The 14,189-nt window shown below is 68.5% G+C and carries 11 protein-coding genes; 5 read left to right on the top strand and 6 right to left on the bottom strand.

The annotated features are described in order from the left end of the window. Window positions 1–25: 25 nt before the first annotated feature. Window positions 26–208, bottom strand: coding sequence for a hypothetical protein (locus ACWPN7_RS06960; protein WP_040134880.1), 183 nt, complete (start codon window positions 206–208; stop codon window positions 26–28). A gap of 286 nt (window positions 209–494) precedes the next feature. Between ACWPN7_RS06960 and ACWPN7_RS06955 the strand changes: the two genes are divergently transcribed. The 5 genes from ACWPN7_RS06955 (at window position 495) to ACWPN7_RS06935 (ending at window position 7,402) form a co-directional block, all read left to right on the top strand. Continuing rightward, window positions 495–980 (top strand): MerR family transcriptional regulator, encoded by a 486-nt coding sequence (locus ACWPN7_RS06955; RefSeq protein ID WP_103039634.1) that lies wholly within the window; start codon window positions 495–497, stop codon window positions 978–980. Continuing rightward, on the top strand, window positions 977–2,140 hold the full coding sequence (locus ACWPN7_RS06950) for a thiolase family protein (RefSeq protein ID WP_014198340.1): 1,164 nt from the start codon (window positions 977–979) through the stop codon (window positions 2,138–2,140). Before ACWPN7_RS06955 ends, ACWPN7_RS06950 begins: the two co-directional genes overlap by 4 nt. Window positions 2,141–2,167: 27 nt before the next feature. Then, window positions 2,168–4,501: a 3-hydroxyacyl-CoA dehydrogenase/enoyl-CoA hydratase family protein gene (locus tag ACWPN7_RS06945; protein WP_459197179.1), complete on the top strand. Its 2,334-nt coding sequence runs from the start codon at window positions 2,168–2,170 to the stop codon at window positions 4,499–4,501. A gap of 17 nt (window positions 4,502–4,518) precedes the next feature. Then, entirely contained in the window at window positions 4,519–6,309 is a 1,791-nt protein-coding gene (locus tag ACWPN7_RS06940) for an acyl-CoA dehydrogenase C-terminal domain-containing protein (RefSeq protein ID WP_103039631.1), read from the top strand. A gap of 448 nt (window positions 6,310–6,757) precedes the next feature. Then, window positions 6,758–7,402, top strand: coding sequence for a response regulator (locus ACWPN7_RS06935; protein ID WP_014198344.1), 645 nt, complete (start codon window positions 6,758–6,760; stop codon window positions 7,400–7,402). Between the two features lie 91 nt (window positions 7,403–7,493). Here the strand turns inward: ACWPN7_RS06935 and ACWPN7_RS06930 are convergent, their stop codons facing one another. The 5 genes from ACWPN7_RS06930 to ACWPN7_RS06910 all read right to left on the bottom strand — a co-directional run bounded on the left by ACWPN7_RS06930 (window position 7,494) and on the right by ACWPN7_RS06910 (window position 14,169). Then, window positions 7,494–7,928 carry a CBS domain-containing protein gene (locus tag ACWPN7_RS06930; RefSeq protein WP_040134871.1) on the bottom strand — a complete coding sequence of 145 codons (435 nt, stop codon included), beginning with the start codon at window positions 7,926–7,928 and terminating at the stop codon, window positions 7,494–7,496. A 163-nt stretch (window positions 7,929–8,091) separates the two neighbouring features. Then, the gene (locus ACWPN7_RS06925; RefSeq protein WP_014198347.1) at window positions 8,092–8,790 is read right to left on the bottom strand and encodes an OmpW/AlkL family protein; all 699 of its coding nucleotides are present in this window, start codon (window positions 8,788–8,790) and stop codon (window positions 8,092–8,094) included. A 160-nt stretch (window positions 8,791–8,950) separates the two neighbouring features. Continuing rightward, on the bottom strand, window positions 8,951–9,412 hold the full coding sequence (locus ACWPN7_RS06920) for a hypothetical protein (RefSeq protein ID WP_492273218.1): 462 nt from the start codon (window positions 9,410–9,412) through the stop codon (window positions 8,951–8,953). A gap of 26 nt (window positions 9,413–9,438) precedes the next feature. Further along, a complete protein-coding gene (locus tag ACWPN7_RS06915; RefSeq protein ID WP_459197180.1) occupies window positions 9,439–10,605 on the bottom strand; it encodes an NAD(P)/FAD-dependent oxidoreductase in 1,167 nt (388 codons plus the stop codon). A gap of 102 nt (window positions 10,606–10,707) precedes the next feature. Then, window positions 10,708–14,169, bottom strand: coding sequence for a chromosome segregation SMC family protein (locus ACWPN7_RS06910; protein ID WP_149649791.1), 3,462 nt, complete (start codon window positions 14,167–14,169; stop codon window positions 10,708–10,710). Window positions 14,170–14,189 lie beyond the last annotated feature (20 nt).

Here is a 14,189-nt window from a genome sequence, read left to right as displayed (position 1 = left end):
TGGGCCGTCCCAGTCCTGACCGGTGTCAGACGATCGTCTTGTGCTCGTTGTCGCGCTGTCGGGTGATGAGCATCAGGATCGCCACCACGACCGCGAAGAAGGCGGTCAGCGCCACGTAGAACAGCAACGCGACCCCGACCGTCAAAGTGCCGATCAGCACCATGGCGAGTATCCAGACGCCTAGCGATACGATGGCGCGCGACGACATCGGCTGTCCCAACCCTGTTTGCCGTTACTCCGGTTTGTCCTGCCCTGCGACCGGCCGTTGCGTCCGGCCTTTATGGCCCGGTTTCGTCGGCGGCTTTTTGTTGAATGCCCCGAGCCTGCCATAGCTGGGTAGGCGCACCGCCCGTGGCATGCTGTCACAGCGCGCCCGCGCCGCACCCCCGCCTTGGACATCGGAAAGAGAGCGGGCTGCCCGCTTGACAGCAAATGGCAAGCGCCTTACCTTTACGTAAACGTCAACCAATGACGATCAAGGGAAGGGTGGGAGGATGTCGCAACCCGCAAGGTTGATGGGGCTGGGTACGCGCGCCGACATCGGGTTGGACCCCGGCGCTGACGGTGCCGGGCGCTCCTTCGCCATCGGGGAATTGGCCGACGAATTCGGGCTGACCCACCGCACCATCCGCCATTACGAGGACGAAGGGCTGCTGGCGCCGCAGCGCGACGGCACCGCCCGCGTCTACGGTCACCGCGACCGCGCGCGCCTCGCGCTGATCTGCCGGGGCAAGCGGCTGGGCTTCAGCCTCGCCGAGATCAAGGAGTTCCTCACCCTCTACGACGCGGACGAGATCCAGAAGGAGCAGATGCGCTTCATGCAGCGCATCGCCCGCCGCCGCATCGCCGACCTGGAACGGCAGCTTCAGGACGTCCAGCAGACGCTGGGCGAGCTGCGCATCATCGACACCCAGATCTCCGACCATTTCCGCAAGAACGGAATCACGGAGACGCACACCCCGGAGGACACGCAACCATGACCTCGGCGCCTTTGACCACGCCCGCCAATCCGGTCGTCATCGCCGGCTACGCCCGTTCCCCCTTCGCCTTCGCCAACAAGGGCGAACTGGCGAAGGTCCGTCCCGACGACCTGCTGGCCCACGTCGTCGCGGCGCTGGTCGAGCGCACGGGCGTCAACCCGCAGGACATCGAGGATGTGGTCGTCGGCTGTGCCTTCCCCGAGGGCGAGCAGGGCATGAACATCGCCCGCACCGTGTCCTTCCTGGCCAAGCTGCCGCTGACCGCCGGGGCCACCACGATCAACCGCTATTGCGGCTCCTCCATGCAGGCGATCCATCAGGCGGCGGGCGCCATCCAGATGGGGGCGGGCGAGGTCTTCCTGTGCGGCGGCATCGAGTCGATGAGCCGCGTCCCAATGATGGGCTACAACCCGCTGCCCCATCCGGGCCTGAAGGACCATTATCCGGAGGCCTACTGCTCGATGGGCGTCACGGCGGAGAATGTCGCCCGCCGCTACGAGATCTCCCGCGCCGACCAGGAGGCGATGGCCGCCGAGTCCCACGCCAAGGCCGCCGCGGCGCAGCAGGCCGGGCGCCTCGCCGAGGAGATCGTCGCCATCCAGACCGCCGCCGGTCTCGTGGAGCGCGACGGCTGCATCCGTCCCGGCACCAGCGGCGAGACGCTGAGCGGCCTGAAGCCGGCCTTCCTGGCCGACGGCTCGGTCACCGCCGGCACCTCCTCCCCCCTGACGGACGGCGCCTCGGCGGTTCTGGTGACGACGGAGGCCTACGCCAAGGCCAACGGCCTGCCGATCCTCGCCCGCATCCGCTCGGTCGCGGTGGCCGGCTGCGCGCCGGAGGTGATGGGGCTCGGCCCGGTCCCGGCGGCGCAGAAGGCGCTGGCGCGCGCCGGCCTGTCCATCCGGGACATCGACGTGATCGAACTGAACGAGGCCTTCGCCGCCCAGGCCATCGCCTGCATGCGCGACCTCGACATCGACCCGGCCAAGGTGAACCTCGACGGCGGCGCCATCGCGCTCGGCCACCCGCTCGGCGCCACCGGCGCCCGCATCACCGGCAAGGCCGCGGCCCTGCTGAAGCGCGAGGGCAAGCAATTCGCGCTCGCCACCCAGTGCATCGGCGGCGGCCAGGGCATCGCCACGGTCCTGGAAGCGGTCTGACGGCGGCGGCACAGGGAGGCACCAACCATGCAGATCAAACGCGCCGCCGTGATCGGCTCCGGCGTGATGGGCAGCGGCATCGCCGCCCATTTCGCCAACGCCGGCATCCCCGTCGTCCTGCTCGACATCCCCGCCAAGGAGGATGACGACCGCAGCGCCATCGCCAAGGGGGCCGTCCAGAGGCTCCTGAAGACCGACCCCGCGCCCTTCATGCACCCGAAGAACGCCAAGCTGGTGACTCCGGGCAATCTGGAGGACGATCTTGCCCTGCTGGCCGACGTCGATTGGATCGTCGAGGCCATCGTCGAGAATCCAGCGGTCAAGGCCGACCTCTACCGCCGCATCGACCCGGTGCGCAAGGAAGGGTCCGTGGTGTCGTCGAACACCTCGACCATCCCGCTGGGCGTGCTGGTCGAGGGGCAGTCGGACGCCTTCAAGCGCGATTTCCTGATCACCCACTTCTTCAACCCGCCGCGCTACATGCGGCTGCTGGAGATCGTCGGCGGCGAGGCCACCCGACCCGACGCGCTGGCCGCCGTCGCCGACGTCTGCGACCGCGCGCTGGGCAAGGGCGTGGTCCGCTGCAAGGACACGCCGGGCTTCATCGCCAACCGCATCGGCGTCTACTGGATCCAGACGGCGATCAACGCCGCCGTCGATCTCGGCCTGACGGTGGAGGAGGCGGACGCCATCGTCGGCCGCCCCATGGGCATCCCGAAGACCGGCGTGTTTGGTCTGGTCGACCTCGTCGGGCTCGACCTGATGCCGCACATCGCCAAGAGCCTGCTGGCGACCCTGCCGGAGAACGACCCCTACCGCGCCGCCTTCCGCGAGCACCCGGTCATCACCAAAATGATCGCGGAGGGCTACACGGGCCGCAAGGGCAAGGGCGGCTTCTACCGCCTGAACTGGGCCGGCGGGGCGAAGGTCAAGGAGGCCATCGACCTGTCCACCGGCGCCTACCGCCGCTCCGACAAGCCGAAGCTGGAGAGCGTGTCCGCCGCCGGGCGCGACCTGCGGGCGCTGGCCGACTTCCCCGACAGGACCGGGCAGTATGCCCGCCGGGTGCTGGCCCACACGCTGGCCTACGCCGCGTCGCTGGTGCCGGAGATCGCCGACAGCATTGTCGCGGTCGATGAGGGCATGCGGCTCGGCTACAACTGGAAGCAGGGGCCGTTCGAGTTGATCGACCGGCTGGGCACCGAATGGTTCGCCGACCTCTGCCGCAGCGAGGGCATCCCCGTCCCGCCGCTGGTCGAGCAGGCCGCCGGGCGGCCCATCTATCGGGTTGAGGACGGCAAGCTCCAGCATCTGACCACCGCCGGCCTCTACGACACCGTGGTGCGTCCCGACGGCGTTCTGCTGCTGTCCGACATCAAGCGGGCGTCGAAGCCGGTGTGGAAGAACGGCTCGGCCAGCCTGTGGGACATCGGCGACGGCGTGCTATGCGTCGAATTCACCAGCAAGATGAACGCGCTGGACGGCGACGTCATGGCCGCCTACGGCAAGGCGATGAAGCTGATCGCCGATGGAAAGGGTGACTGGAAGGCGCTGGTCATCCACAACGAGTCCGACAATTTCTCGGTCGGCGCCAACCTCGGCCTCGCCCTGTTCGCGCTGAACGTCGGGCTGTGGCCGCAGATTGAGGAACTGGTGGAGGGCGGGCAGCGCGCCTACCGCGCCCTGAAATACGCCCCCTTCCCGGTGGTGTCGGCGCCCAGCGGCATGGCGCTCGGCGGCGGCTGTGAGATCCTGCTGCATTCCGACCATGTGCAGGCCCACGCCGAGACTTACATGGGGCTGGTCGAGGTCGGCGTCGGGCTGATCCCCGGCTGGGGCGGCTGCACGGAGATGCTGGCCCGCCACGCCGCCAACCCCCGCACGCCGAAGGGGCCGATGCCGCCGATCGCCGGAGCCTTCGAGACCATCAGCCTCGCCAAGGTCGCCAAGTCGGCGGCGGAGGCCAAGGACCTGCTGTACCTGCGCCCCGGCGACGGCATCACCATGAACCGCGACCGCCTGCTGGCCGACGCCAAGGCCAAGGCGCTGGAACTGGCCGCGAACTACACCCCGCCCGAGAAAGTCACCTACACGCTGCCCGGCCCCAACGGGCGAGCCGCGCTGGAGCTGTTCCTCGAAGGCTTCGCGCTCCAGGGCAAGGCGACGCCGCACGACATGGTCGTCTGCGGCAAGTTGGCCGAAATCCTGACCGGCGGGCCGAAGGCCGACGTCACCCAGCCGGTGACCGAGGACCAGATGCTGGCGCTGGAACGCCGGGCCTTCATGGAACTGGTGCGCACCGAGGGCACCATCGACCGGGTGGAGCACATGCTGACCACCGGCAAGCCGCTGCGGAACTGATGGGGGAGGACTGAGCAATGCCGATCTACAAGGCTCCGCTGGAGGATGTCCGCTTCGTCCTCGACGAGATCGTCGGGGCGGGGAAGCTGGCCGAACTGCCGGGTTACGAGGACGCCACCCCCGACCTGATCGCCCAGGTCCTGGAGGAGGGTGCCAAGCTGTGCGAGGAGGTCCTGTTCCCGCTGAACCAGTCGGGCGATGGCGAGGGCTGCAGCTTCGAGAACGGCGTGGTGCGCACGCCCAAGGGCTTCAAGGAGGCCTACGCCACCTACATCGAGGCGGGCTGGCAGGGGCTGTCCTGCGACCCGGCCTATGGCGGGCAGGGGCTGCCCAAGCTGGTCAACACCATGCTGGAGGAGTTCATCTGCTCCGCCAACCTCAGCTTCGGCATGTATCCCGGCCTGTCGCTAGGCGCCTACAACGCGCTCTCCACCTATGGGTCGGACCCATTGAAGCAGCGCTTCCTCGGCCGGCTGGTCGACGGCACCTGGGCGGGCACCATGTGCCTGACCGAGCCGCATTGCGGCACCGACCTGGGGCTGATCCGCACCAGGGCCGTCCCGCAGGAGGACGGCAGCCACAAGATCACCGGCACGAAGATCTTCATCTCCGCCGGCGAGCATGACCTGACCGAGAACATCCTGCATCTGGTCTTGGCGCGCCTGCCCGACGCGCCGGCCGGGACGCGCGGCATCAGCCTGTTCCTGGTGCCAAAGTTCCTGCCCAACGAGGACGGCGGCGTCGGCCCGCGCAACGGCGTCGCTTGCGGCTCCATCGAGCACAAGATGGGCATCAAGGCCTCGGCGACCTGCGTCATGAACTTCGAGGACGCCACCGGCTGGCTGGTCGGCGAGCCGCACAAGGGCATGCGGGCGATGTTCGTGATGATGAACGCGGCCCGACTCGCCGTCGGCATCCAGGGGCTGGGGGTGGCCGAGGTCAGCTATCAGAACGCGGTGGCCTACGCCCGGGAACGGCTCCAGGGCCGCTCGCTGAAGGGCACGGCGCATCCCGACAAGCCGGCCGATCCGATCATCGTGCATCCCGACGTGCGGCGGAACCTGCTGACCGCCCGCGCCTACACCGAGGGCGCCCGCGCGCTCGGCGCCCTGGTCGGCTACAAGCTGGATGTGGCGGAGAAGCACGCCGACGAAAAGACGCGCAAGGAGGCGGACGAATTCGTCCAGCTCATGACGCCGATCGTCAAGGCGCTGTTCACAGACATCGGCTTCGAGTCGGCCAACATCGCGGTGCAGGTGCATGGCGGCCACGGCTTCATCTGGGAAACCGGCGTGGAGCAGTATGTCCGCGACGCCCGCATCTGTCAGATCTACGAGGGCACCAACGGCATCCAGGCGCTGGACCTCGTGGGGCGCAAGCTGCCGCAGGACATGGGCCGGCTGCTGCGCCGCTTCTTCCACCCCGTCGGCGCCGAGATCGAGGCCGACATGGAAAAGGAGGAACTGGCCGAGTTCGTCCTGCCGCTGGCGAAGGCCTTCGCCAAGCTTCAGCAGGCGACCGCCATCATCGCGCAGAAGGGGTTGAAGGACCCGGAGGAGGCGGGGGCCGCCGCCACCGACTATCTGCGCCTGTTCGGTCTGGTGGCGCTCGGCTGGATGTGGCTGAGGATGGTCAAGGCCGCCCAGGCGAAGCTGGCGGCAGGGGAGGGAAACGCGGCCTTCCTTGAGGCCAAGATCAGGACGGCCCGTTTCTACATGGCGAAACTGTTGCCGCAGACGAACGCGCTGTTCATCACCATCATGGCCGGGTCCAAGCCTCTGATGGAGATGGAAGAGACCGCCTTCTGAGGATCAGCCTTACGGGGTCTATGTCTTTGGTCCGGGATCGGTGTATGCTGCACCGGTTCCGACCTTTTCGTTTCGAGAGATGCGAAAGATAGAAAGTACGAAAACGACGGCTCTTTGTCATGATCAAGCCTATGGCTTGATACAATCGTGTTCACTTTCGTCATGGATGGACGACGCGCGAAATGGATATTGCTGTCGCTCGGTAATGCCATTGCTCAGAGCCTGTTATGTGACAAAGGTTAAATTCGGGTTGTCCAACCCCACCGAATCGTGGTACATCTGATGTGTCATTACCCGGCATAAGGACTTTCTACACCTTTTGGAATTGGGTCATATGATGCTTGAAAATGACCTTCATTTTTTCCGAAACTGAGGTTTGGAACACTGGCCTTGTGTCAGGGCTGTACGTTCGGACCATTGAAAGCACTGAGTACGGGGGCACCACCAGATGAAAATCCTGATCGGAGACGACCATGTGCTTTTCCGGGAGGGATTGCGCAGGCTGCTGGAGCAGCTGAAGGAGGGGGCCAGCTTTGAGGAAGCCAGCAACTTTGATGAGCTTCTGGAAAAGGCTGGCAAGGGCGAGACTTACGATCTCGTCCTGACCGATCTGCGCATGCCCGGTTGGCCTGGCTTCTCCGGCATCCAAGACCTGCGGGGAAAGCAGCCCGACTCCAAGGTCGTGGTCGTGTCGGCGTCCGAGGCGCATCACGACGTTCGCGACGCGCTGGAGCATGGCGCCGCAGGCTACATCCCGAAATCCTCCAGCGTGAAGATCATGCTCAGCGCGCTGGATCTCATCTTCTCCGGCGGTGTCTATGTGCCGCCGACCGTGCTGCGTGAATCCGGGGAAGCCGAGGTGCGCGTCGGCGCCATCCCGCCCAGCGACCCGCAGCTCGACCATCTGCTGACCCAGCGTCAGCGCGAGGTTCTGGACCGCCTGCGCGAAGGCAAGTCCAACAAGCAGATTGCCCACGAGTTGGGCCTGTCGGAAGGGACGGTGAAGATCCACATGACGGCGATCTTCAAGTCGTTGGGTGTGCGCAACCGCACCCAGGCCGCCATGGCCTTCCCGCAGTCGCACTCCGCCTGACCGTCAAACCGGATCGTTTGGCGGCTCGACCTTTGAAAACGCCCGCGGGACCGTCCGCGGGCGTTTTCGTTCATGGGACGGCGGAGGTGGTTCAGCCCATCCCGGCGACGTAGCCGCGCAGGGACTCGACCTCCAGTTCCGCGTCGTCCAGCCGCGCCTTCACGATGTCGCCGATGCTGACCAGCCCGACGAGTTCGCCGTCCTCCAGGATCGGCAGATGGCGGATTCGGCGCTGCGTCATCACGCCCATGATCTGGGACACCGTGTCGGCCGGGCTTCCGGTGACGAGGTCGCGGGTCATCAGGTCGCCGACGGGCCGCTCCAGGGCGGCGGCGCCGTCCGCAGCCACGGCGCGGACGATGTCGCGTTCCGACAGGATTCCGGCGGGCCGGCCGTCATCCCGCATTACCAGGACGGCGCCGATTTTGTGATGGGCGAGCTTGCGGGCGACCGCATCGATCCGGTCCTCCGGATTGGCGGTGATGATCTCCGTGCCCTTCCTTTTCAAGACGGCGGCAATGTGCATGGCTGTGCTTCCTCCCGCGCGGATTCACGAAAGGGAATGCTCACCCACTGTCGCTGCTCGAGGAAGTCGCAAAAAGGAACAGGCCGGATACCCCTTTCGGGGTAGCCGGCCTGAATTCCGTGGCCTCGCGAGGCCTCCCGTGGGGAGGCCGCGGAGACGTCGATTAGAAGCGGTAGCCGACGCCGATGCCGATCAGCCACGGATCGATCTTGACGTCCGAGGTGACCGGAACGCCGCTGACGTTGGCGGTCACGTCGGTCTTCAGGAAGATCTTCTTGACGTCGAGGTTCAGCGACCAGTTGCCGGTCAGGGCGACGTCGACACCAGCCTGCAGGGCCCAGCCGAAGCGGTTCTTGTAGTCGACCGTGTTGGTGGTGAAGCCGTCCGCGTTGGTGCTCCGGGCGGCGGTCTCGTCGTAGAACCAGGTGTAGTTGATGCCGGCGCCGACGTACGGGCTGACACGCTCCTTCGTGAAGAAGTGGTACTGGGCGGTCAGGGTCGGCGGCAGGAGCGAGACCTTGCCCACGTCGATGTCGTGGCCGGTGATCAGCGAACCGGAGACCTTGTGACGCGTGGTGCCGGCGATCAGCTCCAGGGCGATGTTGTCGGTGATGAAGTAAGAGACGTCGAGTTCGGGGATGTAATCGTTCTCGATGTCCACGCTGCCGATGTTGCTGCCGCCGAACGGACCGCCGCCGATCAGGTCACCATTTTCCTGCGGGATCACGGCCAGGGCGCGCGCGCGCACCAGGATGTCACCGGCGGACTTGCCCTTGAAATCCTGGGCCAGCGACGGGGAGGAAACGGCGGCAAGAGCCGTGGTCGCCAGCAGGGCGGCGGCGGCGCGCTTCAGGAAAGTCATGGGATTCGCTCCAGGGCAGAATTAGCTGATGTCGTTTTTTTGGCTTAATGCCTGGAGATGTATTACCAGAGTTTTTCTAGGGTTGCTATGCCACCTCAACCAAAACGTCATAGTGAGGCGGCTTTGCAACAGCGACGAGTTGTCGCATGGACTGGAACTCTTAACGCGCTGGGGCCATGGAGGGTTGTGGGGACTGTGAGGGGACTTGCCCCAGGCAGTTCTGTACGATCACGTAGCACTGGCCGAGTTGGCTTCCGCCGCTGGACGACCCGCCATAGACGATGCGCTCCACCGCGCCATTGCGCAGGGTGAAGGTCGCATCGCAGTCGACGCTTCTCACATCATAGCCGTAGCCGCCCCAGGCGCCATAGGGGTAGCCCCAGTAGCCGCCGTAGCCACCCCAGGTCGGGTAGGAATACAGCCGGTTGCTGCGGTAGGTGAAGAATTCCAGGTCCCCGGCGGTGGCCTGCCGTTCGGGAACGCCGGCGCAGGACAGCAGCGTCTGCTTCGGCATGCCGATCAGCGCGTTCTGCGCGACCATCGCCTGATCGGCGGCCGGATTGGCGCAGCCGCCCAGAAGGCCGGCGGCCAGAAGAGCCGCACCGAAACCGATCCTCGTCATCGTTCCGCGCATCGCCGTGTCTCCCGTCAGGGGCGCCGCAGCCGGGCCGGCGCCAGATCCTCCGCACGCACGCCGAGCGCCGCAACCTCCGGCGGCAGGCCGTGTCCGGTCGCCAGGGCCGCCGCGGTGCGGCCCATGGCCGGCGCCGTCTGGATGCCGTAGCCGCCCTGGCCGGCCAGCCAGAAGAAGCCGTCCGCGGACTCGTCGTAGCCCACCACCATCACCTTGTCGGCGACGAAGCTGCGCAGGCCCGCCCATTTGTGCGTGATACGTCGAACGGAAAAGCGCACCGCCTGTTCCATACGGTCGATGGCGACGGCGATGTCCATCTCCTCCGGTTGCACGTCGCAGGGTTCCACGGGCGTCTCGTCAGCGGGGGAGAGCAGCAGACGGGCCGATTCCGGTTTCATGTAGAACTGTTCGTCCACGTCGATGGTCATCGGCCAGCCGGCGAGTCCCGCCCCATCCGCCGGGTCGGCGGACACGGGATCGGCGAACACCGGATCAAAGGTGATGGCGGTGCGCCGCTTCGGCACCAGCCCGACGGGGCGCACCCCGGCCATGCCCGCCAGAACGTCGGCCCAGGCACCCGCCGCGTTGACCAGTACCGGAGCGGCGAAACCGCCCGCCGGGGTGGTGGCGATCCACAGCCCGTCGCGCCGTTCCAGCGCCGTCACCCCGGCGTCGGTCACCAGCCGCCCGCCGCGCGCCTTCAGCCCGCGCAGATAACCGCTGTGGATGGCGTGGACGTCCATGTCCATGGCCGCCGGCTCCCACACCGCGCCATCCACGTAATCGGCCTTGAGGAAAGGCGCGCGGGCAAGAGTCTGGGCGCGGTCGAGGCGCTCCACGGTCGGGGTCAGCCGACGGCCCTCGGCGAAGTCGCGGTCCAGCGCGGCGGTCTGGTCGGCCCGCCCGATCAGCAGGACGCCGCGCGGAGTCAGGAGAGGATGTTCCGAAAAGCCGTCCGGCGGGTTGATGTAGAAATTCCAGCTCGCCACCGTCAGCGCGCGGACCACCGGGTGCCCGTAGGTCTGGGTGTAGAGCGCCGCCGACCGGCCGGTGGAGTGGTAGCCGGGCTGGCTCTCCCGCTCCAGCACGGCGACGCTGCCGTGCGCCGCCAGTTCGTAGGCCGCCGAGGCGCCGGCCATGCCGCCGCCGACGATCAGGAAATCCACCCGCTCCACGTCCATTCTCCCTTTCCGGCGACCGGCCGGTCATTCATCCGCCTTATCTTAGGCGCCCGGGAGGACGGAATGAAGCCGTGAAAGCCTGCGAATGGCAATTGGAGCCGGTTACGCCGCCCCGCGCAGCTCCTCGGCCTTCTGCAGGTCCACGCTGACCAGTTGCGAGACGCCGCGTTCGACCATGGTCACGCCGAACAGCCGATCCACCCGGGCCATGGTCAGGCGGTGGTGGGTGATGATGAGGAAGCGGGTGTTGCCCTCCCGCGCGATGTCCTCGACCAGATCGCAGAAGCGGCCGACATTCGCTTCGTCCAGCGGCGCGTCCACCTCGTCCAGCACGCAGATCGGGGCGGGGTTGGAGCGGAAGACGGCGAACAGCAGCGACAGCGCGGTCAGGGCCTGCTCACCGCCCGACAGCAGCGACAGCACCTGCAGCTTCTTGCCCGGCGGGCTGGCGTAAATCTCCAGTCCGGCCTGCAGCGGGTCCTCGGCGTTGACCAGCTCCAGATGCGCCTTGCCGCCGCCGAACAGGCGGATGAATAGCTCCTGGAAATTGCGGTTCACCGTGTCGAAGGAAGCGACCAGACGCTCCCGCGCCTCGCGGTTCAGGCTGGCGATGCCCTGGCGCAGGCGGGCGATGGCGCTGACCAGATCCTCGCGCTCGGTCTGCAGCGTGCCGATCTGCGTTTCCAGCTCCGCCGCCTCGATCTCGGCGCGCAGATTGACCGGCCCCATGTTCTCCCGTTCGCGGGTCAGCTTGTCGAGGCGCGATTCCACGACGGCCACGTCGGGCATCGCCTCGTCGGGGGGCAGATCGGCGGCGGCGCGGGTCTGCTCGGGGCGGCAGTTTAGCCGTTCGGCGATGCGCTCCGTCAGGGTCTGGCCGTTCTGCAGCGCGGCGGAGACGGCGGCTTCCGCGTGGGCGCGGGCCTCGCGGGCGTCGGCCAGACCGGATTCGGCCTGCTTCAGCAGCTTCTCGGTCTCGGCCAACCGGTTCTCCGCCTCGGCCAAGGCGTCGGCGGCGCGCTTGCGGGCGCGCTCGGCCTCGCTGATCCGGCCGAGCAGCGCCTGCCGGTCGGCCTCGATCGCCGCCGGGCGGCTTTGCAACTGGGCGAGGTCCGACTCGGCGGCGGCGGCGCGCTCCTTCAACTCGGCCACACGACCGCCCGCCCCGGCGGAGCGGGTGCCCCAGGAGGCGACGTCCTGCTGGATGGCGGCCAGACGCTGGCGGCGGGACTGCGCCTCGCGGGTCAGGCGGTCCAGCGCGTTCTGCTTCTCGGCGAGGACGGCGCGATGCTCAGCGAGCGTGGCGCGGCGGTCGTTGACGGCGTCGCGGCCCTCGCGCGGGTCGGGCAGGGCGTCCAGCAGCTCCCGCGCCTCCTCCAGAGCGGCCTCGGCCTCCTGCCGGTCGGTCTCCAGTCGCGCGATGCCGTCGACCACCGCCGCCAGCTTCGACGCGGCGGCGTCGGCTTCGCGGGCCAGCTTGGCGTGGCGGTCGCGGGCTGCGGTCACCCCGGCGAAGGCGTCACGCACCGCGTCGCGGGCGCGGCGGTCGGCCTGTGCGGCCTCCTCGACGGCGCGCTTGGCCTCGTCCAGGGCGTCGCGGGCCACCTCCAGCCGCTCGTCGGCGAGGTCCAACTCGCCGCGCAGCTCGTTCAGGCGGTTGCGCTGCTTCAGGCGGACGGCGGCGGCGGTCGGGGCGCCGGCCTGAACGGTCAACCCGTCCCAGCGCCACGCTCCCCCGTCGCGGCTGACCAGGGTCTGGCCGGGGGCGAGGCCGGCGGCCAGGGCCGCACCCGCCGCGTCGTCGGCGACCACGCCGATGTGCGACAGGGCGCGGGCGGCCGCCTCCGGTCCCTGGACGCGGGCGGCCAGCGGCTCCGCCCCTGAAGGCAGGGGAGCGGCGTCGGTGTAGGGCGGCAGGGGACGCCAGTGGACCGGGGCGGCCTCGTCCAGCGGGGCGGTCAGCGCATCGCCCAGCGCCGCCGCCAACGCGCCCTCATAGCCGGGGGCGACGGTCACCGCGTCGACCAGCGGCGGGAAGAGGTCCCCCGCTCCGGCGGAGAGCAGCTCGGCCAGCGCCTTCTCCTCCGCCTTCAGCTTGGCGCGGGCGGACTCGGCGGTTTGCAGGGCTTCGCGGGCGCGGGCCTGGGCGGGTTCGGCGTCGGTCTTGGCCCGCTCGGCCCGCTCGGCGGTCTCGCGGGCGTCCTCCAACCGCTGTTCGGCCAGCTCGACGGCCAGTTCGGACTCGGCCACGTCGGCGCGGGCGGCGATCTCGCGCTCCAGCGCGTCGCGCTGCGCCTGCTGCTCGGCGAGGCGCTTGGCGAGCCCGGCAGCGCGTGTTTCGAAATCAGCGACCTGCCGCTGGGTGGCGGCGCGGCGGGCCTCGTCGGCGGCGGTCTGCTCGGTCAGGCGGGTCAGCTCGCGGTCGAGCGCGTCCACCGCCTCCCGCGCGTCGGCCAGCGCCTCGCGCGCGGCCTCTTCCAGCATCTCCTCGTCAGCCTGGGCTTCGAGAAGCCGGTCGCGCTCGGCCTCCAGCCGCGCCAGGGCGTCGCCGGCGTCGGCGGCCAGAGCCTCCTCGCGGCCGAGGTCGCCGGCGATCTGCTGAAGGCGGGAGAGCAGGGTGCGCTGCTGCTCGGCGACCCGCTTCTCCTCGGCGTCGAGCTGTTCCTTGGCGATGACCAGCCGTTGCAGGGCGGCGGCGGCGGCCGCTTCGGCCTGGCGCTTCTCCGGCAGGCCGGCGGCATCGTCGGTGCGGCGGGTGGTGAGTTGGGTCACCGCCAGCATCAGCTCCCGCACCGCGCCCTCGGCCTTGGCGAAGGCGCCGCGGGCGCGCGCCAGCTCGCCTTCATGGGCGATCCAGCGCAGGTGCCAGAGCACGGCCTCCGCCTTGCGGATCTGTTCGGAGAGGTTGCGGTAGCGGGCGGCCTGCCGCGCCTGCTTCTTCAGGCTCTGAAGCTGGGTGTCCATGGCCCCGATCACGTCGTCGAGGCGCATGAGGTTGGCTTCGGCCGCCTTCAGCCGCAACTCCGCCTCGTGCCGGCGGGAGTGCAGGCCGGTGATGCCCGCCGCCTCCTCCAGCAGCATGCGGCGGTCCTGCGGCTTGGCGTTGATGATCTGGCCGACCTTGCCCTGGCTGACCAGCGCCGGGGAGGCGGCGCCCGAGGCGTTGTCGGCAAAGAGGAGCTGGACGTCGCGGGCGCGCACCAGCTTGCCGTTGATGCGGTAGTCGGAGCCGTTGCCGCGCTCGATCCGCCGCGTCACCTCCAGCTCGTCATGCTCGTTGAAGCCGGCGGGGGCGGTGCGCGTGCGGTTGTCGATGAGGAGGGCGACCTCGCCCAGATTGCGCGCCGGACGATTGGCCGTGCCGCCGAAGATGACGTCGTCCATGTCGTCGCCGCGCATCCGCTTGGCGGAGGTTTCCCCCATCACCCAGCGCAGCGCCTCCACCAGATTCGACTTGCCGCAGCCGTTAGGGCCGACGATGCCGGTCATGCCCGGCTCGATCACCAGATCGGTGGCGTCGACGAACGACTTGAAGCCGGACAGGCGGAGGCGCGTGAAGTGCACGGGATCGAAGCCTTCTGCCC

This window comes from Azospirillum sp. UENF 312511 (assembly GCF_058780635.1).
The sequence above is the reverse complement of the archived record's forward strand: the minus strand, read 5'-3'. Positions and strand labels throughout refer to the sequence as shown.